Source organism: Methylosinus sp. LW3, assembly GCF_000527115.1.
Taxonomy (GTDB): Bacteria; Pseudomonadota; Alphaproteobacteria; order Rhizobiales; family Beijerinckiaceae; genus Methylosinus.
The window spans coordinates 2491843-2515325 of the sequence record NZ_AZUO01000001.1 but is presented as its reverse complement, the minus strand read 5'-3'; the positions used below and the strand labels follow the sequence as shown (position 1 = coordinate 2515325).

Annotated in this window: 17 protein-coding genes and 1 tRNA gene; 7 read left to right on the top strand and 11 right to left on the bottom strand. The window is 63.3% G+C overall.

The annotated features are described in order from the left end of the window. Positions 1-7 precede the first annotated feature (7 nt). Both METLW3_RS0112720 and METLW3_RS0112715 read right to left on the bottom strand, forming a co-directional pair. Positions 8-2254, bottom strand: coding sequence for a TonB-dependent siderophore receptor (locus METLW3_RS0112720; RefSeq protein ID WP_024880281.1), 2247 nt, complete (start codon positions 2252-2254; stop codon positions 8-10). Positions 2255-2333: 79 nt separating this feature from the next. Beyond that, positions 2334-2708, bottom strand: a complete 375-nt coding sequence (locus METLW3_RS0112715; RefSeq protein ID WP_024880280.1) for a hypothetical protein — start codon at positions 2706-2708, stop codon at positions 2334-2336. A 207-nt stretch (positions 2709-2915) separates the two neighbouring features. Here METLW3_RS0112715 and METLW3_RS0112710 point away from each other — a divergent pair, with 207 nt between their 5' ends. The 4 genes from METLW3_RS0112710 (at position 2916) to METLW3_RS0112695 (ending at position 8660) form a co-directional block, all read left to right on the top strand. Next, on the top strand, positions 2916-3596 hold the full coding sequence (locus tag METLW3_RS0112710) for a response regulator transcription factor (protein ID WP_024880279.1): 681 nt from the start codon (positions 2916-2918) through the stop codon (positions 3594-3596). Further along, a complete protein-coding gene (locus METLW3_RS0112705; RefSeq protein WP_024880278.1) occupies positions 3593-4990 on the top strand; it encodes a HAMP domain-containing sensor histidine kinase in 1398 nt (465 codons plus the stop codon). Before METLW3_RS0112710 ends, METLW3_RS0112705 begins: the two co-directional genes overlap by 4 nt. 586 nt (positions 4991-5576) lie before the next feature. Continuing rightward, the gene (locus tag METLW3_RS0112700; protein ID WP_024880277.1) at positions 5577-7376 is read left to right on the top strand and encodes a carbamoyltransferase C-terminal domain-containing protein; all 1800 of its coding nucleotides are present in this window, start codon (positions 5577-5579) and stop codon (positions 7374-7376) included. Between the two features lie 36 nt (positions 7377-7412). After that, the gene (locus tag METLW3_RS0112695) at positions 7413-8660 is read left to right on the top strand and encodes a glycosyltransferase family 4 protein (RefSeq protein ID WP_083967327.1); all 1248 of its coding nucleotides are present in this window, start codon (positions 7413-7415) and stop codon (positions 8658-8660) included. A 24-nt stretch (positions 8661-8684) separates the two neighbouring features. On the opposite strand, the gene METLW3_RS0112690 is transcribed toward METLW3_RS0112695, so the two are convergent. Then, a complete protein-coding gene (locus tag METLW3_RS0112690; RefSeq protein WP_036308892.1) occupies positions 8685-9818 on the bottom strand; it encodes an acyltransferase in 1134 nt (377 codons plus the stop codon). A 155-nt stretch (positions 9819-9973) separates the two neighbouring features. Continuing rightward, a complete protein-coding gene (locus METLW3_RS0112685; protein WP_024880274.1) occupies positions 9974-11149 on the bottom strand; it encodes a glycosyltransferase family 4 protein in 1176 nt (391 codons plus the stop codon). A gap of 112 nt (positions 11150-11261) precedes the next feature. Between METLW3_RS0112685 and METLW3_RS0112680 the strand changes: the two genes are divergently transcribed. Then, entirely contained in the window at positions 11262-12497 is a 1236-nt protein-coding gene (locus tag METLW3_RS0112680) for a hypothetical protein (protein WP_036291612.1), read from the top strand. Here METLW3_RS0112680 and METLW3_RS0112675 read toward each other — a convergent pair. From METLW3_RS0112675 to METLW3_RS0112650, 6 genes are read right to left on the bottom strand one after another with little or no spacing between them, the layout of a single operon-like run. Beyond that, positions 12487-13644, bottom strand: a complete 1158-nt coding sequence (locus tag METLW3_RS0112675) for a glycosyltransferase (RefSeq protein ID WP_024880272.1) — start codon at positions 13642-13644, stop codon at positions 12487-12489. The two genes, METLW3_RS0112680 and METLW3_RS0112675, sit on opposite strands and share 11 nt — an antisense overlap. After that, positions 13637-14653: a polysaccharide deacetylase family protein gene (locus METLW3_RS0112670; RefSeq protein WP_024880271.1), complete on the bottom strand. Its 1017-nt coding sequence runs from the start codon at positions 14651-14653 to the stop codon at positions 13637-13639. The genes METLW3_RS0112675 and METLW3_RS0112670 overlap by 8 nt, the downstream gene beginning before the upstream one ends. Then, complete coding sequence (locus METLW3_RS0112665; protein ID WP_024880270.1) at positions 14650-16230, bottom strand: lipid II flippase MurJ; 1581 nt, start codon at positions 16228-16230, stop codon at positions 14650-14652. The genes METLW3_RS0112670 and METLW3_RS0112665 overlap by 4 nt, the downstream gene beginning before the upstream one ends. Next, positions 16227-17657: an O-antigen ligase family protein gene (locus METLW3_RS0112660; protein WP_024880269.1), complete on the bottom strand. Its 1431-nt coding sequence runs from the start codon at positions 17655-17657 to the stop codon at positions 16227-16229. The genes METLW3_RS0112665 and METLW3_RS0112660 overlap by 4 nt, the downstream gene beginning before the upstream one ends. A 7-nt stretch (positions 17658-17664) precedes the next feature. Continuing rightward, complete coding sequence (locus METLW3_RS0112655; RefSeq protein ID WP_157516562.1) at positions 17665-19845, bottom strand: polysaccharide biosynthesis tyrosine autokinase; 2181 nt, start codon at positions 19843-19845, stop codon at positions 17665-17667. Further along, positions 19827-20984, bottom strand: a complete 1158-nt coding sequence (locus METLW3_RS0112650) for a glycosyltransferase (protein ID WP_024880267.1) — start codon at positions 20982-20984, stop codon at positions 19827-19829. Before METLW3_RS0112650 ends, METLW3_RS0112655 begins: the two co-directional genes overlap by 19 nt. Positions 20985-21733: 749 nt before the next feature. Here METLW3_RS0112650 and METLW3_RS0112645 point away from each other — a divergent pair. Continuing rightward, positions 21734-21809 (top strand) — tRNA-Phe (locus METLW3_RS0112645). 200 nt (positions 21810-22009) lie between these two features. Continuing rightward, on the top strand, positions 22010-23197 hold the full coding sequence (locus METLW3_RS0112640; protein ID WP_024880266.1) for an integrase arm-type DNA-binding domain-containing protein: 1188 nt from the start codon (positions 22010-22012) through the stop codon (positions 23195-23197). Between the two features lie 45 nt (positions 23198-23242). On the opposite strand, the gene METLW3_RS27520 is transcribed toward METLW3_RS0112640, so the two are convergent. Continuing rightward, positions 23243-23458, bottom strand: a complete 216-nt coding sequence (locus METLW3_RS27520) for an AlpA family transcriptional regulator (protein ID WP_004448212.1) — start codon at positions 23456-23458, stop codon at positions 23243-23245. Between the last annotated feature and the right edge of the window lie 25 nt (positions 23459-23483).

Below are 23483 nucleotides of genomic sequence, written 5' to 3'. Positions count from 1 at the left end.
TCGCCTCTCACCATTGGAAATTGACCGAGCCCATGAATGTGCGCGGCTGGCCGTAGTAGGCGTATTGAGAGCCGTCGCTGTATTCGAAATAGTGGCGGTCGGTGAGATTCTTGATGTTGAATTGGAACTTCACCTTGTGTCCGTCGATCTCGGTCCGATAGGCGCCCATCGCATCCAAGCGGACATAGCCGGGCAGCTTCCACGTATTGGCGTCAGAGCCGTAGCGCTCGTCCGAGGCATAGAGCCCGCCGCCGAACTCGAAACCTTCGGATTGATGCGGCGCGGTGTCCCATTTGGCCCAGATGTTGCCGACATTCGGGGCGGCCCCATTGAAGCGATGTCCGGCGTTTCCGTTGTTGTTGTCATTGGTGAGCTTGACGGAATCGAATGTGTAGCTGGCGATGACGCTCAGATTTTCAGTCACCTGCCCAGAGATATCGACCTCGATTCCCCGGCTGGCGACCTCACCGATCGCGATGCTGCGGCCGGGGAAGAATGGATCGCGCTGGAGGAGGTTCTTCTTGCGCAGATCGAACAGCGCGAGGCTGGTCGTCACTCTGCCGTCGAGCCATAATTTCTTGACGCCCACTTCCCATTGCAGGCCCTCCTGTGGCGGAAAGGCTGAGCCGTCTCTCGAGACGCCATTGTTCGAGCCGAAGGAGCGGACATAGCTGCCGTAGATGGACAGATCATCCGTGACTTTGAACAGCACAGCGGCGCGGGGCGAAAGCTTCGGCTTGTCCTGATAGTTGCTTCCTGGAAATCCCGTGCAGAAGGGATAGCAGCTCGCCCAGCCGTCGCCATAGTCCTTGGGGTTGCCGCCTTGCGCTTTGTCCCATCGTCCGCCGAGCAGCAGGTGAATGCGATTGTCGAAGAACGACATCTGATCCTGCGCATAGACGCCGAAGTCTCTGTTGGTTGCACGCCAGAGCATGTTCGATCCGGTGATGTAGCGGTCGAAAGCGAGTTTCGAATTATAGACCCCATAGACCGGCGCATAGATATTGAGCGGATAGCCATAGCTGTCCGAGCCATTGGAGTTCCTCTCGGTCGAGAACCAGTCGATTCCGACGAGAGGGCGATGGGTGATGGGTCCGGTCTCGAACTCTCCGGAGAGATCGAGGTTGGTCGACAGCATCTGGATGGAATTGCGTTCGCCATAGAAGGCGCGGGAGATGGTCGTTCCGTCGAACCCGCCATAGGTCTCGAAGCCGTAAGCGCTATCATTGCTTCCAGAATAGTGGAGACGATTGGTGATCTTCCACTTCTCGTCGAACTTATAGGTCCAGTCGTAGCCGATGAGCGTTCGGCGGACGACATAGGGCTGATTTTTCCACAGGCCCGGATCGCCGATCGAGAAGTTTCGTCCCAAATTGAGCGGCCGGTCATTGTAGCCGGGGATGACCTGCGCATTTCCGCTCGTGTCGTAGCGGAGATCGACTGGAATGGCGCCGACGCCGGATGGCCCCGTTTGCCGCTTCTCATAATGCTCGACCTGGACATTGAACTCGAAATTCTGCGTCGGCCGGAAGGTGAGAAAGAGCGCGACCGCGCCATTGTCGCGATGATCGAAATTCACGAAGGAATCGGCATGGTCATAGACGCCCATCAGGCGATAGAGGACGGTCTTCGCCTCGTCCACGGGGCCGGTCACGTCGAAGCTCGTGCGCGACAGCCCCCAGCTGCCGAACTGCTCGTTCGCCTCGGCCTTGAAAACCTCCTGCGGACGCTTGGTGACGACATTCACGAAGCCGCCGGGCTCGATGCGGCCGTAGAGCACAGAATTCGGCCCTTTCACCACCTCGACGCGATCGGTGAAGGCCACCTCCTCGCCGCCGACCACGGCTTCGAGCTTCAACCCGTTGCGATAGGTCTCGCCATAGCCCGTCTTGAAGCCGCGAATAAGATAGGAGTCGAAATAGCGTCCCGTCGCCTGCACGCCGGAGACGTTCTTGACCAGCTCCATGGTGTTCAGACCTTGCTGATCGGCGATCAGCTCATGCGGTATGACCTGGACGGCGGCCGGAGTGTCGATGAAGGGCGTGTTGGTCTTCGTCGCGCTGAAGCTCGCCGAGCGCGCATAGCCCGTCTGCTTTTCGGGATCCGTCGCGGCGGCGTCCGTGCTGCGAGTCGGCTTGGAGCCGCTGCCGATGTCGATGGCGGGCAAAGCCTCCTGCGCCGAGGCGACCGACGAGAGAAGTGAGATACCGAGCGCGCAGGCGGAGACGCCGCGCGAAAGCGTGGTGGGAAACATGATGGTCACAGCTCCTGGCGCGGCGCATCGCGCTCGCGCGAACCGAGGGGATGTGCGGCTCGGGGCCGCCTTCGATCGGTCAGGGGCGAGCAGGCGGCGCGCGCGAGGACCAGGAGCTCGCCCATCCGCTCTGCGCGGACGGCGTGCGCGGGCTCTCGGGCGCGCGATCGAGAAAGACGGCGATGCGCCGCGCGAGGTGGTTCGACGCCGCCTCGCGCGGCGGCGGCGACGGGCTCTGTTGCGCGCCGCAGCAGAGGACGCAGGCGGCTTTATGATCGGCGTGCTGCGCGTCGCCGGCGGCGCCCGGCATGCAGAGCTTCGAGAGCGACGTCGCGGCGGGGGCGCCGACGCCCGCGCGCCGCGCATGGGCCTGCCCCGTTGCGACGATGTTCTGCAGCAGCAGGACGAAGGCGAGCGCGGCGAAGGCGAGCGCGCGCAGCGTCGTCCCGAGCATCGCGCCTTTTTCCCTCGCTCGGAGTTTCCGCTGCACCGTCGTCCCGTCTCCGTTGTCGATTTCCCGAAACGGTAGAGAGGCTTCCTATCACCAGTCTGTCAAAATTGCCCCGCCGCGATCTTCAGCCTGACTGTGACTTTACGGCAACAATCCGGCCGTGCTACGTCCGTTGCGGGGCTGGGATAGACAAGACTGGAGCGGCGTCCAGTGAAGATCCTGTTGGTGGAGGACGAGCCCGACATGTCGCGGCTCCTCTCCTCCCTGCTCAAAGGCGCGGGCTTCGTGATCGACCATGCGACGTCGATCCGCGAGGCGGAAGAGGCGACGCGGCAGATCGCCTATGACCTCAATCTGCTCGACCGGCGCCTGCCGGACGGCGACGGCGCCGAGCTGATCCCGCGCATCCGCGCCATGCGGCCCGGCGCGCGAGTGATGATGCTGACCGCGCTCGATTCGCTCACCAGCAAAGTGTCCGGCCTGGAAGCCGGAGCCGACGATTATCTGACCAAGCCCTTTCAGGGCGAGGAGCTTATCGCCCGCGTGCGCGCCTGCCTGCGTCGTCCCGGCAGCGCTTCGCTGCCGCCGATCCGCATCGGCGCGCTGTCCTTCGATCCGGCGACGCGGGGCGTCGCCATCGAGGGACGGCCGATCACATTGCGACGTCGCGAGCTCACGCTTCTCGAAGCGCTGGTCCGGCGCGCCGACCGCGTCGTGACGCGCGATGTGCTGCTCGACGAGGTCTTCAGCACCGGCGACGATGTGCAGTCGAATGCGATCGACACTCTCGTCTCGCGTCTGCGGCAGCGCCTCACCTCGGCCGACGCCGATGTGACGATCCTGACCGCGCGCGGCATCGGCTACATGCTCACGGAAGCGGCTGGACGATGAAGCGCTGGTCGCTGTCGACCCGTCTGCTGCGAACGCTCGTCGTCACGCAGATATCGGCCTTCGCGATCGGCTGGTTCGTCAGCATCTTCCTCGATCATTACGGCGTCGTCGGGTTCAATTACGACACGCTGAAATTCTACGCCGTCATGCGCGCGCGCGAGCTGGTGATCGCATCATTGACGCGCGACGAGAGCGGCTTCGTTCGCATCGAGGCGTCCGCGGCGCTGCGACGAGAGATCGAGCGCAATCCCGGTCTGCGCTTCGCTGTGTTCGATCCGGAGAGGGAATTGGTCGCTTCCGGCTCGTCGCCGGAGCTCGCCGGCAGCTTCGCCGCGCTGCTGCCCTATAAGCCGAACTGGATCGAATTCACGCTGCCGGGCCGCGATCGCGCCAATGGCGACGCCGTGATGGAAGCCAATGAAACGCCGATCGGCCGACTTCAAGTCGTCGTCTATGGCTTCAAGGGCCATTGGACCGATCTCGTAATCGGGTTCCTGAAGCAATCCTGGGGTCATATCTATTATCTGGTCACGCCGCTCGTGGTGTCGGTCCCTGTCTTATGGTTCGCGATCCGGCGCGAGCTACGGCCGATCCGCGAATTCACAACAGGCTTGACGGGCATAGATCTGAACTCTCTGCACCAGCGCCTGCCCGAAGGCAATTATCCCGACGAGCTGGCGCCGCTCGTGCGAACGACCAATGAGACGCTGGCCCGTCTCGACGACGGCGCCATGACGCTACGCCGCTTCACCGCCAACGCCGCGCATGAGCTTCGCACTCCGGTCGCCATATTGAGCGCGCGGCTCGACGCGCCGGAGGAGCCGACGCTGAAGAATGATCTGAAGCGCGATGCCCGCCGCATCCGCAATATCGTCGAGCAATTGCTCGCGGTCTCCCGCATCGGCGCGCACGCCGAGGATGCTTTCGAGCGGTTCGACCTCGTGGAGACGACGCAGGCCATCGTCTCCGACGCGCTTCTCCTCGCCTATCGGAGCAATCGCCAGATCGATTTCATCGCGTCCCCCACGCCCGTCACGATCCGAGGCGATCACATGGCGATCGAGTCCGTTGTCTCCAATGTCATCGACAATGCGTTGCGGGCCGAGCCTTCGGGCGGAGCGATCGTCGTCATTGTCGATGACGGTCCTTCTGTATCGGTCGTCGATCACGGCGCGGGCGTCGCGCCCGAGGATCGGGACATGGTTTTCGAGCCCTTCTGGCGCAAGAGCGCCGTCGCGGACGGAACCGGCCTCGGCTTGGCGATCGGGAAAGAGCTGATGACGGCCCATGGCGGCCGCATCTGGATCGAGGATACGATCGGCGGAGGCGCGACCTTCAAGATGGCTTTTCCGTCGATTCCGCTCCATGCCAATGCGACCGAAGGGCCGGGATGAGCTTCATCCGTTCCGCGAACGGGTCGCCACCAAGATTTTGCGAGCTGCCGGCGGTTGGGGCGACGCCGTTGTGAAGCTCGATCGAGGTCGCGATGGCTATCGAGGCGAACCACTTTCTCGAAGTCTCCATGATCGGTCGATGTCGCTCGTTGCATATGGCCGACAGAGCGTCGCGCGTGACGCGCTACGATCCTCACTTTGTGGCCGAGCACGCGAATCCGCGGGGTCGTGCACGTCGACTTCAAACTCGCAGGCTGCAACGCCCCAAGACGTTATCAGCTCATCGAGCTTGGTCGCCATTCCTATGCGCTTGCAAGACCGGATCGATTGCTCGATGCTCGGCGCGCTATGTGAGCACATGTCGAACGAGCATTGGCGTCTCGATCGATGCGGGTAAGAGTTTCAACTCACCCACAGTGCGGTAAAATGGAAATGCCTTTGATCTCCTCTGCAACCGCTGTGCGACGCAGCAATGGGCGCGCTTTCAAAGGCTGCTGTGAGACGACTCTCCCAGTGGTGCGACGGACGGGCGCGTGGATGGTTGGCGGCGAGACTGAATTCGGCGGTGGGTCAGAAAGGGGATAGCGTGACGACCATACTCGGGCTCAACGCCTATCATGGCGACGCTTCTGCCTGTCTCGTGCGTGACGGCTCGATTGTCGCGGCGGCGGAGGAGGAGCGTTTCCGCCGCGTCAAGCATTGGGCGGGGTTTCCATCGGAGGCCATCCGCTATTGCCTCGAGGAAGGTGGTCTGAGGCTCGCTGATGTGGCGCATATCGCGGTGAATTCCGATCCGAAGGCCAGCCTCCTTCGTAAGATCGGCTATGCGCTGAAGACGCGCCCCGATCTTTCGCTCATTGCGGATCGCATCCGCAATCAGAAAAAGCGGCGATCGATCGAGGCGGAATTGGCGAACGCATTCCCGGGAGCGACCTTCGAGGGGGAGATTCATCGCATCGAGCATCATGTGGCTCACGCGGCCTCTGCGTTTCTGGTCTCGCCCTTCGAGCGCGCGGTGGTTCTATCGGTGGATGGGTTCGGCGACTTTTCGAGCGCCGCCTGGGGCATGGGCGATCGAAATGGCGTGTCGATCGACGGACGTGTCTATTTTCCGCATTCGCTGGGGATCTTCTACCAGGCGATCACGCAATATCTCGGCTTTCCGCACTATGGCGACGAATATAAGGTCATGGGGCTCGCGCCCTATGGCCGACCCCTTTTCACGAGCGCGATGCGACGTATTCTTCGGCTCGAGGACAATGGCGCTTTCGCGCTCGATCTCCGCTATTTCCGCCATCATAAGGAAAAAATCGCGTATGAATGGACTGGCGGCGCGCCTCATGTCGGCGTGCTCTATAGTCCGGCCTTCGAGGATCTGCTGGGACCGGCGCGGACCGAGGACGAGCCGCTGGAGGAGCGCCATCGCAATATCGCGCGTTCTGCGCAAGCGATGTATGAAGAAGCCTTCTTCCATTTGCTGACTAAGCTTCATGAACGATATCGACATTCCGATCTCACGCTCGCCGGGGGCTGCGCGATGAATTCGGTGGCGAATGGCAAGATCAAGCGTAATTCGCCGTTCCGTCGGGTCTATATTCAGTCTGCGGTAGGTGACGCTGGCGGCGCGATCGGCGCTGCGATGCAGGTCTGGAGCGAGCTCGGGGGCATCGTGTCTGGAGCATCGACGGCTACGGCGCTGGAGGGGGATAGGATATCGGGCCGAAGCGTGATGGATCACGCCTATCTCGGTCCAACCTATGACGACAAGGCGATCGAGGCTTTGCTCGCCGCGCGCCGGGCGGAGCTCGCCGGTCAGGATTGCGTCGTCGAGCATATCGGAGACGAAGCCGCGCTGTGCGAGCGTGCTGCGGACGCCATAGCGCAGGGTGAGGTTGTCGGCTGGTTCCAAGGGCGGATGGAGTGGGGACCGCGCGCGCTCGGCAATCGCTCGATCATTTGCGATCCGCGCCGCGCCGATATGAAGGACATTCTAAATCTCAAAATCAAGCGTCGCGAGAGCTTCCGTCCCTTTGCGCCTTCGATTCAGAGAGAGAGCGTCGCGCATTGGTTCGAGGAGGATGGCGACGTGCCGTTCATGATGCAAGTGTTTCAGATAAGGGAAGAGAAGCGTGCGGCGATACCCGCGATCACCCATGTCGACGGATCGGGGCGCTTGCAGACGGTTCACCGTGAGACCAATCCGCGCTATTGGGGATTGATCGAGGCGTTCCGGGTGCGGACGGGCGTGCCCATGGTGCTCAACACATCGTTCAACGAGAACGAGCCCATGGTTTGCAGGCCCGACGAGGCGCTGGACTGCTTCTTGAGAACCAAGATGGATGTGCTGGCGTTGGGGAACAGCTTCATTCGTCGTCGAAATGGTTGAGCGCCGGCTTCGAGCGCCGCAGCACTCGGAGTCGTGATGCTCATTTTCGTGAACCGCTATTTTCACCCAGACCATTCGGCGACGAGCCAGATATTATCCGATCTGGCGTTCGGATTGAGCGCGCGTGGGCATGATGTGCGCGTCATCGCCTCGCGGCTGCGATATGACGCGTCAGACGATCTCTTGCCGGCTCATGAGGTCATCCGCGGGGTCGAGGTTTTTCGTGTGTGGACGTCGCGCTTCGGCCGCGGCGATCTCATCGGTCGGGCGATCGACTATGTGACCTTCTATCTGTCCGCCGCGTGGCGACTCTTGCGATTAGCGCGCGCCGGAGACATTATCATCGCCGAGACCGACCCACCGATACTGTCCGTCATCGTCGCTCCGATCGCGTATTTGCGCGGCGCGCTTCTGGTCAATTGGCTACAGGATCTATTTCCGGAGGTGGCCCAGGCCGTGGGGCTCGGCAGACGCCAGCTTCCGGGTCTCGTCTACGACCTGCTTCATGCGCTGCGCAACGCATCATTGCGTGCGGCGGCGATGAATGTGGCGGTGGGTAAAAAAATGGCGGAGCGATTGTCGTCGCTGGGCGTGGCGGCGGATCGCATCGCCGTCATTCCGAACTGGGCGGACGCCGAGCGGATCCGTCCGGTCGCGCCAAAAGACAATCCGCTGCGAAAAGAATGGGGGCTCGAAGGCTCCTTTGTCGTCGGCTATTCTGGCAATCTCGGGCGCGCGCATGATTATCGCGCTATGCTGGGCGCGATCGAGCGCCTGAGCGGCGGGCCTTCGGAGGCCCCGACAATTCGATGGCTATTCGTGGGCGGGGGCGCGCTTCACGATGCATTCAGACGCGAGCTGCGCGCCAAGGGGCTGAAGGGCGTTTTATTCGCGCCCTACCAGCCGCGCGAGCGCCTCTCGGAGAGCCTATCGGCGGCGGATGTCCATCTCGTGTGCCTTCGACCCGATCTCGAGGGCTCGGTCGTGCCCAGCAAATTCTATGGCGTCGCCGCGGCCGGTCGTCCGACGATTTTCATCGGCGATTTGGACGGTGAGATTGCGCAGATCGTCAGGCGAAGCGATCTCGGATCCGTGGCGCCACACGGAGATGGGGAGGAGTTGGCAGCGCAGATCTCGGCGCTCGCGCTGGATCCGGCTCGTTGCAGTGACATTGGCATGAAGGCGCGCCGGCTCTGCGAGGAAGAGCTCGACAAGCGCGTCGCTCTCGATCTCTGGGAGCGACTGCTGGAATGTTTGCCGGCGAGAGGCGTCGGCGCCGCTTGACGGTCGCGCGCGCCTTTCGCGCATTCAGCTCGCGACGCTCGATTTCTGCGCGCGAGCCTTGCCGAAGACGGAAATTCCATCGATCGCGCGCCGCATCGGAACCTCGAATAGATGAAATGAAATAAGGCTCGTTGCGAAGATGCACGCATAGCAGACGAGGCTCAGCGCGACGATTGCGATTCCGCTGCCCTTCATCAGCTTGTCGCCGACGATGTTTATTAAAACCAGAATAAACAAATTGTGCCACATATAGATCGAATAGGTGAGCTGTCCGAGCGGCGCGATCTGCGTCAGGCCGGGCGTGGCGGCCGCGTAGAGGTCGCGCGCTGCGGCGCCCGTCACGAGCAAGATGATCAGAGCCAAGATCAGCAAGGGCGATTGTCCCGAGAGCATGGCGGCCACGATCGCCAGCAGGCCTCCCGCGAGAATGGGGATAGGCGGTGTGAACGGCTCGAGGAGATGACGGAGCCGGAAGAGCGCCACGCCGATGCCGAAGCCGAAAACGCCGCGCAGAAGCGGATGAAAACGGTCGGTGTCGATCCAATCATGAACGCCGAAATCGAGACCGTATCGGTAAAGGGCGCCGAGAATGATTGCGACGCAGATCGTCGCGATGACGAAAACGTCTCTCTGCCTGGCGCTTCGAGCGAGAATAATGGCGATAGGAAAGCCGATATACATCATCATCTCGACGCTGATCGACCAGTTGACGCCGTTGAAATACTGACGATTTCCACATTCGATGATCGTATGCAGCAATAGGATCGTATCCGCTATGCACAGCGGGCTGAAGGAAGGGGTATGCCGGCTCGGCAATTGCAGCGCCGAAAATCCCGCATATAGGATCGCTGAAACAATGAGCGTCAGCAGATGAAGCGGGAATAGTCTCGCGATGCGCTTTTTTAAAAAGCCGCCATAAGAGCTCAGATCGTCGATGCGGCCGAAATACATGTAAGATATGACATATCCAGATATGATGAAAAACATATCGACGAATAGAGCCAGGCCATCCGAGCGCTCATTGGCGGCGGAAGAGAGCATGAACTCTTTGGAGTGATGAAACACGATTCCGAGCGCGGCGAGGAAGCGAAGCGCGTCGAGGTGCAGCATCTCCCCCGATTTCGCCATGAGCGGCTTCAGCTTCAACCACTTCCGCATAACCGAGTTCCAGCTTTCCCCATCGATGTTGTCTAGCTCGCGCCGAATGATTTACCAAGCGCAAATTCTGCAGGTTTGACTGTCCTCCGAGCGCGCAATGCGGAATGTTTGTTGCTTCTTCGTGTAGTTCCGCCGTGCGGAGGCTTTCGACGAAGTTATCGCTTTGTCTCCGCCAGCGCTTCCTTTTTTAATTCTTCTAACAATTCTAGATATTTCGTCGCGACGCGGTCCCAGCCGAAGCTCTCGGCGGTGGCGCGGGCGCCGGCCCGCAATGTCGCGAAGCCGGCCTCGTCCTCGAAGGCGGAGCGCAATTTTTCCGTAATATTCCGGGCGTTCCGCTCGATCGCAAAGCCGTTCAGGCCGTCCCGCAAATAGTCTTCGATTCCGCCGACGCGGGTCGCGAAGACCGGGAGGCCGGCCGCCATCGCCTCCATGCAGACGAGCGAGAAGGTCTCATAGGCGGTCGGCAGCACGAAAGCGTCGGCCGCGGCATAAAAGGCGGCGACGTCGCGCCTCGCGCCGCAAAAAACGAGGCGGCCCTCGGCCTGCGCGGCGAGCTTTCTGTAGCGCGCTGGATTGTCGGAACCGACCACCGCCAGCCAATAGCGGTCGTCCAGAAGCGCCAGCGCTTCGATCAGCGGCGCGAGTCCCTTGCGCGCAAATTCATGTCCGACGAACAGCAGCAGCCGCGCGTCGCGGGGTATTCCGAATTCGCTGCGAATTTGCGCGCGCGCTTCCTCCGAGGCTTGGAAACGATCGAGATCGATGCCATTGTAGATGACGCGAATTCGCTCGGCGGGGACATTGTAATGCAGTTGCAATTCTTCGCGGACGCGAGCGGAGACGGCGATGTATTTGCGGTAGCGGAGCCCGCCGATCATCCATCGGTCACGCAGGGCGACCCAATAATGCATAGGATTGATAAGCCAGCCCCAATTGCCGGCCTTACGTTTCTGCAGGAGACTTTCCGCATTCACGGCGTGGACGACGAGCATGTCGCCGCGCAGGCAGTCGCCATGGCTGATGATCTGCGCCGTCCGCGCGCGGCGCCGAAGGGCCAGCGTCGCGGCGAGCGTGAAGATCGGCATGACGACAAGCCGGCCGATATGGCGCATGGCGCCGCGCGTCGGCACGTGCGAGAGCCATGGCGTGATCTGCTCTATTTCGGAGGGCGCGTCGCCATCGTCCGCGACGACCGCGGCCACGACGCTGTTTCGCGCTCCGGCGCGTGTGAAGGCTTTCGTGAGTTCGAAGGCGACATTCTCGACGCCGCCGTCTCGGCTGAATTCTTGCACGACCTGAACGATTTCGAGTGAATTGTGTGAGCCCATTGGTAAGTCCATGACAGGAATCTTCGTAAGAATAGCGTGCTCGACGCTGCTATTCGTCGCATCGGCCGCCTTTTGCGAGGATAGGGCCTCCGAGGCCGATGCGCCGTTGCGGATGCGCATCGGCGGCGGGAATCTGGTGACGCATCTGCACGGAGCGCCTTCCGCGCAAATCTATGCGGCGCTGCGCGGAGTCGGCGCGCCGCTCGGCCGCATGGATTCCTATGGCTGGCGCACGCTCGACCGCAAGCCGACGCCGAGCGATTTCGACGCCGCAATGCGCGAGGCGTATGAGCGCGGAATCACGCCGGTCATTCTGCTGGAATACGAAGGCTCTTATCAGTTTCTCGATCCGCCGCAGCCGATCGGCTCCTACCGAGACTGGTTCATCGCCGGCGTCGCTTATGCGCGGCGCTTTCAGCCCGGCGGCGAGTGGGCGAAGGCCAATCAGGTGAGCGGATGGGGCGCGACCATCTTCACGGCGATCAACGAGCCGGATGTGCAGGCGACCATTCCGCGCGAGGAATATCGGCGCGCGCTGGAGGGGCTCGCCGATGGCGTTCACAGCGTCAATCGTGATCTGAAGGTCGTGCCCGGCGGCTTCGCCACTTGCAACTCGCATGGCGACGCGACTTTGCGCGGCTATGGCCCGGCCATTGCGCCACTGCTCGAGGATGGTCGCCTCGATGGCGTCGATCTGCACACTTATTATAACTTCCGCTGGTTTCCTTTGACTCGCGGTCGCCAATTCTCGGCGCAGAGCTGCTTCGATCGCGTCAAAAAGGCTATGGGGCTTTCGCGCGACATTAATTTCTACGCAACCGAATATAATATCTCGAAATCCGAAGGCTGGGCGCGGCCGGAGACCGCCGCCAAGCTGTTCCTGACGGCCTTTTGGGACGAGATGGCGGTGGTCGGCGCCGACGGGCGCAGGCCTGCGACCGTTTTGGCCATGCCCTGGAACCTCGGCGACACTGGCGCGATCGAGGGGCCGAGCTACGCCATGGCGTCCGGCGCCGCTCCTTGGCGGCCGGAGGCGCGCGCCATTGTGCTGCGCAATCTGATCGCGCTCGCGGGCTCGATGCATTTCGTCTCCATCGATCGCGAGAAGGGGCTGCTGACGCTGGAAGGTCCGACGGGACGATTGTTGGTCTGGCATGATCTCGAGGGCTGGACCGACGCGCCCGGCTCCGCATGGACCGTGCCCTTGCCGGCATGGGCCGTCACCGCGGAGCTGTGGGGCTGGGACGGATTGCGTCGACGCGTCCCTGTGGCGGGACCGGAGCATCGCTTCGCCGGGCTGAAGCCGGACGAGACCTATATGGTTTTCCTGCCCCGGCCTAAGCCCTGATCGACGGCGCATCATGGGCCTCGAGCCAAGCGCGCCGCAGCGTGCGCGCGACCTCTTCATAGGTGAAGCGCGCGGCGACATTCTCCAGCGCAGCGCGTGATGTCGCGCGCAGATCGTATTTTCCGACGGCGATGTCGTCGAGCAGGCGCGCGAGCGCCGCGCTGTCGCGCTCGGGCGCGACCCATCCGCCTTCGCCGATCACATCGGGGATCGCGCCGCCGGTGGAGCCGATCACTGGCACGCCGCAGCTCTGCGCCTCGATGATGACGCGGCCGAATTGCTCGCGGACGCGCGGCGTCGTGCGCGTGAACAAGATCAGCGCGTCGAGCCCGCGCATGAATTGCGCGACCTCATGCGGCGGCGCCCAATCGCGAAAGCTCACGCGCTCGCCGAGGCCGAGGCGCTCCACACGCGCGCGCAATTTGCCTTCATGCGGGCCGGCGCCGATCAGATCGAGGCTGACACTGGCCTCCGCACGCGCGATCGCATCCAGCACATCGTCGAGCCCCTTCTCCTCGACGAGACGGCCGACATAGCCGATGCGCAATCCCGCGCCACTCGGCGCCGCGACTCCGTCGGGACGAAAGCAGTCCTGATCCACGCCATAGCCGATCATCGTGACCGGACCCTCATAGCCGCCGGCCCTCACCACGGCCTCGGCGTCCGGGCTGCGCGCGAGAATATGCGCGCAGCTTTTCAGCACGAAGCGGCGAATGGTCTCGAAGGGCGGCGGCAAGGTCTTGAGTATATTCTGATCGACCTCGAGCACGAGCGCCGCATCCTGCTTCGTCAGCGCGGCTTGCAGCGCCACTATGCTCCAAGGCTCTTCCCAAAGATGAAGCACATGCGGCCGCACCTTGCGCAGCAGGCGCGGGAGGCGCGGATAGAAATGCAGATACCAGTTCAGCGGACCCGCGCTCGGGAGCAGGATCGGCAGCACATGTAGCTGCATGTCGGGGTCGATTGCGGGCTCGCCGATGAGCGAGCGGCCGAACTCGCGCCAATTTTTCGGCACGACGACATGCAGATCGAGATCGCTCTGGCGGAGCAGGGGCGTGTAGCGCTGGCGTCCGCCTTTCTGGCCGACGGCGGAATGCGCGACGGAAACGACGCGCAGAGGGGAGGGGGCGCTGCGAAGGTCAGACACGGCCGAGCACCCTCGCGACGACGCCGGACACGCCGGTCAAATGCATCTCGGCCATCGCCAGGCTTCTGGCGGCGCCATTCAGCGTGTTGCGCGGCAGGCTGAATACATTGCTCCGGCGCCGCATCACGCCCTTGCGCGTCGTCGCCGCCGAGGAAAAGCCCGCTCGCCGCGCGAGCTCGAAATCACGCTCGCCCGCATCGGCCGCGCGGCCGAAGGGAAAGGCGAAATGTCGAACCTCTCGGCCGAGCCGTTCGCGCAGGCGCTGACGGCAGGCTTCGAGCTCGGCGAGCGCCTCCGCTTCGGCGAGCGCCGAGACGCGCGGATGATCGACCGTATGCGCGCCGATCTCGACGAGCGGATCGCGCGCCAGCGATTCCAGCATGTCCCAGGAGATGGCGTGCTTCTCGCGCAGCTGCGCCTCGTCGAATCCATTCTCCGCGCAAAAGGCCGAATAGAGCGCGCCGGCGCGGGGGCCTTCCCAGGCCCGCTCGATCGCCGCATAGACGGCGCGCTTCTCTTGCGCGGTCTCGACTTTTACTGTCTCCCCGTCGTGAGCAATGCGGTCTTTGCTCAGGATGATGTCCTCGAGGCCGGCATGCCACATCGGCATTGTCGCATCGGGAATGCCCGTGGTCACGAAGAGCGTCACCGGCGCTCCATGCGCGCGGAACAGAGGGACGATCTCCTCGAAAGTGTCTCGGTAGCAATCATCGACGGAAAAATTCACGAAGCGATCGCCGGGCCGATTTGCGGCTGCGCGCTCTATCGCCTCTTCCATGGTCACGATCGACCAGCGCTGCGCCTTCAAATAGACGAGCAGGCGATCGAGATAGGCGAGATCGAGATAGAAATTGCGATTGGGCAGCCGTTGCCATAGCGCGCTCGGGGCGGCGCGATGAAAGGTGAGAAGACAGCCGCGCGCGCCCCTCGCCGTGTCGAGGAGCGCGCCGATAGGTCGTAGCGCGGCCTCCATCGGCAGGACGTCTGTCAAGCTCGACGCGAGACTCATGGCCGCTCTCCTGGTCCAAGCAATTTTCGCAGCTTCGAAAAGCCCGCGCCACGCAGCTGCGGCAGCAGCACGAATGCTCCGGCCGCGGTGCAGACTGCGCAAGCTGCGGCGCCGGCGATGAGCCGCGGCGCGAGGGCGTTCGCTTGCGCCTCGATCATCCATCCGGCCGCGAGCATGGCGGCGCCGGGCGCGGCCGCCACGCATGTCAGCGACAATATCCGTCCACGATTGGGCAAGGCCCATGTCGTCCCCGCCAGCAATGTGAGGCTGCGCGCGCTCTCGCCGAGGCCGATCAGCAGCATGCCGAGGCCGAGCGGCGGCGCCAGCCATGCGCCGAGCGCGTTGATGACGATATTGACGAGATAGGCGCCGACGACGATCAGCGTCGCCCGCGCATTGCGGCCCTCGCTGTTGAGATGCCGCAGGAGAATCCATCCGAGCGTCGAGGCCCATAGGCCGATGGAGACGCCGCGCAGCGTCGCGCTGGCGAGCAGCAGGCCGGTCTCCGAGAAGGCGCCGCGGAAAAACACCAGCCGCACGATATCGGACGCGAAGACGAAGACGAAGGCGGACGCCGGCACGGTGAGCGCGAGGATAAGGCGCGTGATCGCTTCGATCTGACGATGGCTCTCGTCTTTCTGATAGCTCGACATATAGGCGAGCCCGACCGGCTGGCTGATGAGCAGCAGCGCAGTGTCCGAGAGCGTGCGTGAATAGTCGAGCGAGGCCACCGCGCCGGTGATGTTGCGCGAGGCCGCCAAGCGCTCGATCCAGACCTGCGTCTGTTCCGCGAAGGGAAGCGCGAGCAGCGGGCGCAGGCGCCACAGAAACTCGCGTCCGGCCGCAAAGATCATGGCGGGATGCGCGCCGCTCGGATCCAGCGCGCGTTCCCGATAGCGCGACCAGAGGCCGAACAGCGCCAAGGCGTTGAAGGAGAGAGTGAAGGGCCAGGCGAGCGCGCCGAACCAGCCGAGGAAGGAATAGAGGGCGAGGCCGATGATCATCGACAGATTCAAAAGGCCGGCGCGCAGATTGGAGAGCCGCGTCTTGCCGAGCGCGATCTCGCCCGCCGCCAGCGTGTTCACCAGCACAGAGGCCGGCATGGCGAAGCTCATGATCTCGACATAGCTCAGCGTCAGCGCCTTGCCCTCGGGCGTGAAGCCGCCGAGCATCAGATCGATCCACCATGCGCCGAGCGTCTGCACGCAGAGCATCACCGCAATGGCGGCGAGCGTCAGCGCGCAGCAGAGCGAGGCGAGCAGGCGAGGGGCGCGCCCTTCCGCCTGTGCGCGTTGCAGCATGGGGATGAGAATGGCCGGCGCGCTCTCATTCTGCAGAAAGCACAAGGGCAGCAAGATCACTGTGACGGCGCCTCTGTAGCCGTCGGCGAGCAGCGATGCGCCCAGCACTTGCGCCATCAATATCTCGCGCGCGAAGCCGAGAATCTTGCTGGCGAGCGCGCCGAGCATCAGCAGCGCGGCCATCTTGCGCGGCGTGGCGCGCGCCGCCGGCGCCGCGCTCGTGCTCGGAAGGCTCACCGGGGGCGCGGCGCAGCGGAGGCGCTGGGTCCAGCTCATCCGCGCCGCCGAAAATCGGAGCGGTGACGCAGGCCTGGCGCCGGGACGGAGGCGAGAGCGAGCGCCATGAAGGTCCAGAAGAGAAAGCCGGCCTCGCCCGAGCCTATGCCGGCGAGCGGCAATTGCACGAGGAAGAAGGCGCCGAATGCGCCGAGCATGACGCTTTCCGCGCGGCCGTCGTTCAGCGCGTCGATGATCGCCGAGACAGCGACCCACACCAGCGCGAAGAGGCAAGTGAGGCCGAAGACGATTCCCATCGACTGCCAGCAGGCGATGATCATTCCGTCGACCGGCTGCGAGCCGGCGACGCCCGTGTCGACCGTGGTGAAACCGGCGCCGATCAGCGAGCTGTCGGAAAGATTCCATAAAGCGGAATATTGATCGATGCGCTCGCGCGCGCTGCCGTCGCGGCTGCCTTCCGTGAAGGTCGCCAATCTCGCGCTGATCGACTCGCCGAAGGGCGTCGCGATCAAGGCGACGATGGTCGCCGCGCATAGGCCGAACATCATGACGAACGAGCGTCCCCGCGTCGCGCGGAACAAGGCGCAGAACAGCATGGCCGCGACGAGCGATATCCAGGCGGTGCGATACAGAGAGAGAAACAGCGCGAGCGCCGCGGGCGCGGTGGCGATCTGAGACAGCCAATCGCTCTTGCGAAACCACACGAGCAGCAGCCCTGCGGCGGTGAAGGTCGCAAAGCCCGCGGGCGCATTCATCGTGCTGAAGACGCGCACGCTATAGGGGACGGGCTGGCCGATGGAGGTGATCGGCGCATTCTGCATCCAATAGCGATCCCATACGGCCGGATCGACATATTGCACGACGCCGTAGACGCCGATGATCGGCAAAGCGATCGCGAACACATTGGTGACGGCGGCGAGAATTTCGTCCCTGTCGGCTGTTTCCGCGAGCAGCATGGCGTAGAGCAGGGGGGCGAACCATTTGACGGTGTCGCGCGCGGCGCTCATCCATTCGCCTTTGAACAAGGTGAGGATCATCGCATAGACGACGCAGGCGATGACCATGAGCAGAGGCTCCATGCGCCGCATCCGGCCCGCCGAGGTCATGAGGCCGAGCATGTGGGAAAGAGGCGCCATGAGGCAGGCCAGCGGCCCCACCAGCATCAGGCTGCTCGTGTCATAGCCGAGGCGGACGTCGACAAGCCGCCTCACGAATGGCGTGAAGAGAAACAGGAGCAGCGCGGCTCCGACATGAGCCGAGGGTCCGCGTCGCCATGTCCACCATCCGACGGCCGCGCAGGCGAGCACATAGAGCGCGCGTGCGGGCGCGCCGAGGAAAGGCCCGACAGCGCCGGCGATCAGCAATGCGCCGAGCGCTGCGGCGCATCCGATCAAATGGTCGCGCGCGCCGTGCGCCGCGTCGCGACGGAGCGCGTTCTCTGTTCTGGCGCCAGCGAGACTCGCCATCTCCGCCTCAGGCCGTTACACGCGAAAAGCGTTGCTGGAATGGCGCCTCGTCGCGCTCCGTCATGTTGACGACGAGGCCGAGCAGTCGCCCGCCGGAAGCCGTGAGCCCCTCGGTCGCCGCGAGCGCTTCCTCCGCAGAGCATCCTCCAGCGCGCGCGCAGAGCAGGATCGAATCCGCCTGACGAGCCAGAAGGCGCGCGTCCAATGCATCCGCTGGCGGGCAGTCGAGCAGGACGAGATCATAGTCGCGCGTCGCTTTCACCACGGTCTCGATGCGCTTGCCGATCTGCGGCGGCGCCGCTTTGCCGGAGGCGCCGAGAGGCAGAGCGTCGAGCATTCGCGAGGCGGTTCCCGTCACGCAGTCGCGCAGAGGCGCCGTTGCGTCCAGCGCCTCGAGCAGACCCGGGCCGTGCTCGAGGTCGAGCGCGGATTCGAAGCAGGGATTGGCGCGGTCGCATTCGACGACCAGCACGCGATGCCCCATCGTCGCCACGAAATGCGCGAGGGCGAGAGTGAGGAATGTCTTGCCGTCGCCGCGCGCGGGCGAGGTCACGGCGATGATTCTCGAACCTTTCGCCTCGCCGATGCGCGCGCTCGAATAGATCTCGAACAGCGCGCGTTGCGTAGCCTCGTCGCTCTCCGCGAGCTTGGTGAGAGCCTTCAAAGGCAGGGCGCGATCTCGACGCTCGAGCAGGCCGAAGAGCCTGCCATGCGCGCTGCCCAAACGCGGCAGCTCGACGCAGAGCGCGTCGCCGGCGAGAGCCGCCAGCTCGGCCGAGCCGCGCAGGCTCTTGTCGAAGCGGTCGCGCAAAATCGCCGCCGTGGCTCCGAGCAGCGTGGCCAGCGTCAATCCCGCAGCGAGGAACGGCAGCTTCTTCGGGAAGTAGGGCTGATTGGGGAACTCGGCCAAGCCCACGAGGCGCGTGCTACCGTTCAGCACGCGACGATCCGCATCGAGCTCGCTGGCGCGCTTGTACAGCTCGGAATATTGGCGCCTCTTCATATCGACGCCATGCACCAGCGTCTCTATGGAGCCCTGGTCGATCATTGCGTCGCCGACCTCTGTCTTGGCGCCCTCCACTTTGGCTTTCAGCGAGGCGACGAGCGAGTTGGCGGCTTCGTAATTGCGTTTCACCGCGGCGGCGACGCCGGCGACCTCGGCGGCGAGCCGTCGCTGGGCGATGTCGCGCTCCTGCTCCAGCTCGCGCATGGCGGGATGCCGATCGCCGAGCGTGGTCCGGGCGGAAGCGAGCCGGATCTCGATCATGGTGATCTGCTGCTTGAGATCGGAAACGCTGCGGCTCGCCAGCACGGCGGGCGAGTCGGCCAAGCCCTTTCCCTTGTTCGCGGTGATCTCCTTCAACCGCGCCGACGCCTCCGCGCGCGTGGCCTCGGCGGTGGAGAGCTGCTGTGTGAGGCTGGTGAGGCGTTCGGAATCGATCAGCGCATTGGTTCCGCGCGCGAGGCCTTTCTTCCGCTTGTATTCTTGAATCTTGCCGTCGTCGTCGCGCAATTCGGTCTCGAGCCGATGGACCTCGGCCCACAGCCAATCCGCGGCGTGCTGGCGCCCGGACGACAGGTTCGCGCGCTGGTCGTCGAGGAAGGCGGCGATCAGCGCATTGGCCATCCTCTGCGCTATTTCCGGCCGAGTGGATTGGTACGAAATGCCGATGACGCGCGATCGCCCGACATTGCCGATGGAATAGCGCGTGCGGACGAACTCGACGAGCGCGTCGGAGTCTTCTCTCAGCTTGTCGCAGCCCGAGCGGCGGCCGAGCTTCTCCAGCAAGGCGCCGATCCCTTTGCTCGCGGCGCAATCCTGCAACGCCAGTTCGAGAATGCCCGGCGAGGCGATCGCCGCCTTCAGCACGCGCGACGAGCCGATGATGAGAAGCTGACTCTCCATATCGGCGGGATCGCCGGCCTTCTGCGCCCAAACGGCGGAAGAATTATTGTCGCCGGGCTCCTGCTCGGCGACGATCACCGAGCCTGTCGCCATATATTGGACCGGCAGCACCAGGAGCGCTGCGATGAATGCGCCGAGGATCGTGATGAAAATCACCACGAATATCACTTTGCGTCGCCACAGCGCGGCGAGCAGGCCGCGTCCCGGCGGGTCTGCGGCATAGCTCGTCGCGCGCCTCGGCTCCAGATCGGAAACGGTTGCGCCTAGATTGTCATAGGCCATGCGGGCGTCCAATTCGATTGCTTGCCGCGCTCGCGATCTGCGATCGTTCGGTCCACGAGATCTTTGAATTCTCGCCGAAAGCGCTCGGCCGAAAAATTCTGCGCTTGCCTTCGGCAGGCTGTGCGGGAAAACTGATCCTCTTCCGCGACAAATCTGCGTAGGCAATCGGCGATGTCCGCCGGCGTCGCATTCGCGAAGAACATTCCCGAACGCGGCTCCCTCGCGGACACCGATTCTCTCGCGCCGCCACGATCGAGCGCCAGCACCGGCGTTCCTTCCGACATGGCCTCGACCACGACGATGCCGAAATCCTCCTCGGCGGCGAAAACAAAAGCGCGCGCGGAGGCCATCAGATAGCGAAGCCGCTCATCGCTGACGAAGCCTTCGAAGGAGACATTGTCGGTTGCGATCTTGCGCAGGCGCGCGGCCTCTGGGCCGTCTCCCGCGACAATCAGCCGAAGATCTTCCAGCTCGGCGAAAGCCCTCACGATCGCTTCGACATTCTTATACGGCACGAGTCGGCTGGCGGTGAGGAAATAGGGCTGACGTGAGACCTCTCCGCCTCGGCCGAGCGAGACCGGCGGATAGATTACTTTTGCTTTCCTCCCATATGATTTCTTTATGCGCCGCGCGACGAATTGCGAATTGGCGACCAGCACGTCCGGCCCATTCGCCGTTCGCGTATCCCAGATGCGCAGGTAATGAAGCAATATGCGGGCGACGGCTCCTTTGATCCCTTTCTCGAAGCCATTGTTGCGCAAATATTGATGCTGCATGTCCCAAGCATATCGCATCGGCGAATGCACATAGGAAATGTGAATCTGATCGGGGCCCGTCAGCACGCCCTTCGCGGTGGCGAAGCTGCTGGAGATGACGAGGTCGTAGGAGGAGAGATCGAACTGCTCGATCGCCAATGGCATCAACGGCAGATACAAGCGATGATGCGTGCCGACGAAAGGAGCGTTTTGCAGAAAGCTCGTCGTCTCGCGGCCGATGCCGATCATGGCGCGATCTGCGGGGGGGAGAACATCGAAGAGCGAAAAGACATGCGCTTGCGGATAGCATTGCAAAATTTCGCCGAGGACGCGCTCGGCGCCGCCCAAGACATAGAGCCAGTCGTGCACAACCGCGACACGCATCAGAGAAATCTTCCCCTCGTGGTTCCAGGGCGCTCGTCCATGCGATCACAATCGACGAGGTAGGGCCAATTACGACTTTAAATAAATGCACTGTCGGCGAGGCCTTTCGGCGGTCCTCGAGGTGGAATGCTCCTCCGCTCGCTGCAGGCATTTGTACGATTCCGCTTACGCTCTCGTAAAGTAATTTTTTGTTAAGCATAGTTAACGTGGAAGGGCTCGACTTTTCGGCAAGAGCATCTTCGGCGGCGTAACGTGCAAACGCTCCACGTCGAAAGAGCGAGCGATCTTCGTGGATTGAAGAGCGATCGATGTGATGCGTTTCGATCGCGTGATCGGCGGTCTCTCGCTCCGCGAGCGCCTATAGTCCGAGCAGCGCCATACGGCGCTCGCCGGCGCTGCGGCGATCCGACGTCTCTGGTCGAGACAAATGATCACGCGAATGAGGCGCGCGGATCTGTTGATGATGATCTCGCGGCGTCGACGCGCTCGGCAAGTTCGCGAGCGTGAAAGCCTAGAAACGTGGATCGCCGAGCGCATGCGGCCGCAAAGGTCGACTTGCTGATCGGTGTCGGCCCGCGCCGCTCGAGGAGGTGGGCCCCCTCTCGCGGTCGTGAGTGCGTGTCGGGCCGTGGCCACGGCGGCTGCGCCAGGCGGTTTCCGCGCGAGCTTGTGAGAAATACGCTTTTGGGGTCTAGACAAGGCCGGCGGGGCTTTCTATAAGCCCGCTCTCGGCGTCGCGAGGCGCCTAGGCCCAGGTAGCTCAGTTGGTAGAGCATGCGACTGAAAATCGCAGTGTCGGTGGTTCGATTCCGCCCCTGGGCACCATCCCCCTAATCTCCCGGCATCTAAGGACGTCTCAACCGGCGTCATATCGCATTGAGATGATTGTTGTTTTTTGGATTTTGACGCCTTCCCCCGTCTCAATCGGCATCTTCGGATATCACCCGATCTCATGAATTTGTTGGCCTTGATGTTGGCCTCGCCCTGGTATCTGCTGGCCCGAGGCCAACAGCCGGGAGGCGTCAATGCCCCTGACAGATACAGCGTGCCGCGCCGCCAAGGGCCGGGAGTCGGAATACAAGCTCTCCGACGGCGGCGGGCTCTACCTCCTTGTGAAGCCGAGCGGCGCGCGGCTCTGGAACCAGGCATACAGGTTCAGCGGTAAGCAGAAGAAGCTCTCCCACGGCGCCTATCCCTCCGTTCCCCTCGTCGAGGCGCGGCGGCTGCGCGACGAAGCCAAGAAGCTGTTGGCCTCGGGAGTCGATCCTGGGGCCAACAAGAAGGCTGCGAAACTGACCGCTGTCATCTCGGCGACGAACACCTTCGGGGGCGTTGCCGAGGAATATCTGCAACGCATCGAGGACGAGGGCGCCGCCGCGTCCACCGTTGCGAAGAACCGATGGCTGCTCGTCGATCTTGCCGGCCCCGACCTTGGCGCCCGACCAATCGCGGATATCACGCCGGCGGAAATCCTCGCGTTGCTGCAACGGATCGAACGCAGCGGGCGCCGGGAGACGGCGCGGCGGCTGCGTAGCCTGATCGGCACCGTCTTCCGGCTCGCTGTCGCTACGCTGCGGGCCAAGGACGATCCGACTCTTCTGTTGCGCGGCGCCCTGATGGCGCCGAAGGTGCAGCATCGGGCCGCAATCACCGACGAGAAGCATCTCGGCGCGCTTCTGGTGGCCATAGACGCCTATGACGGCTGGCCGACGCTCCGGTGCGCTCTTCAGTTCACCGCGCTGACGTTTGCCCGCCCCGGCGAGGTCCGCGGCGCCACATGGGCGGAAATCGACGCGGAGGAGGCAATCTGGCGCATCGACGGCGCCCGCACCAAGGTTCGCCGGCCGCATGACGTGCCGCTCTCGCGACAGGCGCTCGATGTGTTGCGCGAGGTGAAAGAGGTCGCCCGGAGCACGCTCGTGTTCCCCTCTATCCGCTCCAATGCCCGCCCCCTGTCGGAGAACGCCATGAACGCGGCGCTGCGGCGCATGGGCTTTACGCAGGATGAGATGACCGCGCACGGCTTTCGGGCTGCGGCAAGCTCGATATTGAACGAACGGGGTTTCCGGCCCGACGTGATCGAGGCCGCGCTCGGGCATCAAGATCAGAACGAAATCCGGCGCGCCTACAACCGGGCGAGCTATTGGCAAGAGCGGATCGAACTGATGCAGGCGTGGTCAGACTGCATTGATAAATTCAAACGAACGCCGTGACGAAAGATCTCGCCGATCATGCACTATTGTATGAGCGCGCTGGCCTCACCGACCGTCATCGACCTCTTCCACCGGCCGCCATGCAAGGGGGTTGGCGACCCAGCGGTCGATTTCGGATTCATGCCAGCCCGCGCCGTTGGCGCTGATTTTGATCTGTGCGGGGAAGGTGCCCTCGGCGATCTTGCGGTAAATAGTGGAACGGGACAGCCCAGTTCGGGCGAGGACGGTTCTCAGGCGGATGATACGGTCTGGTTGGCGCACGGCTGCCTTGCCTTCTGCTGGCTTT

Coding starts and splice junctions, on each gene's coding strand:
- METLW3_RS0112720 (WP_024880281.1), bottom strand. CDS start 2,254: ATGTTTCCCACCACGCTTTCGCGCGGCGTCTCCGCCTGCGCGCTCGGT.
- METLW3_RS0112715 (WP_024880280.1), bottom strand. CDS start 2,708: ATGCTCGGGACGACGCTGCGCGCGCTCGCCTTCGCCGCGCTCGCCTTC.
- METLW3_RS0112705 (WP_024880278.1), top strand. CDS start 3,593: ATGAAGCGCTGGTCGCTGTCGACCCGTCTGCTGCGAACGCTCGTCGTC.
- METLW3_RS0112695 (WP_083967327.1), top strand. CDS start 7,413: ATGCTCATTTTCGTGAACCGCTATTTTCACCCAGACCATTCGGCGACG.
- METLW3_RS0112690 (WP_036308892.1), bottom strand. CDS start 9,818: ATGCGGAAGTGGTTGAAGCTGAAGCCGCTCATGGCGAAATCGGGGGAG.
- METLW3_RS0112685 (WP_024880274.1), bottom strand. CDS start 11,149: ATGGGCTCACACAATTCACTCGAAATCGTTCAGGTCGTGCAAGAATTC.
- METLW3_RS0112680 (WP_036291612.1), top strand. CDS start 11,262: ATGCGCATCGGCGGCGGGAATCTGGTGACGCATCTGCACGGAGCGCCT.
- METLW3_RS0112670 (WP_024880271.1), bottom strand. CDS start 14,653: ATGAGTCTCGCGTCGAGCTTGACAGACGTCCTGCCGATGGAGGCCGCG.
- METLW3_RS0112665 (WP_024880270.1), bottom strand. CDS start 16,230: ATGAGCTGGACCCAGCGCCTCCGCTGCGCCGCGCCCCCGGTGAGCCTT.
- METLW3_RS0112660 (WP_024880269.1), bottom strand. CDS start 17,657: ATGGCGAGTCTCGCTGGCGCCAGAACAGAGAACGCGCTCCGTCGCGAC.
- METLW3_RS0112655 (WP_157516562.1), bottom strand. CDS start 19,845: ATGGCCTATGACAATCTAGGCGCAACCGTTTCCGATCTGGAGCCGAGG.
- METLW3_RS0112650 (WP_024880267.1), bottom strand. CDS start 20,984: ATGCGTGTCGCGGTTGTGCACGACTGGCTCTATGTCTTGGGCGGCGCC.
- METLW3_RS0112640 (WP_024880266.1), top strand. CDS start 22,010: ATGCCCCTGACAGATACAGCGTGCCGCGCCGCCAAGGGCCGGGAGTCG.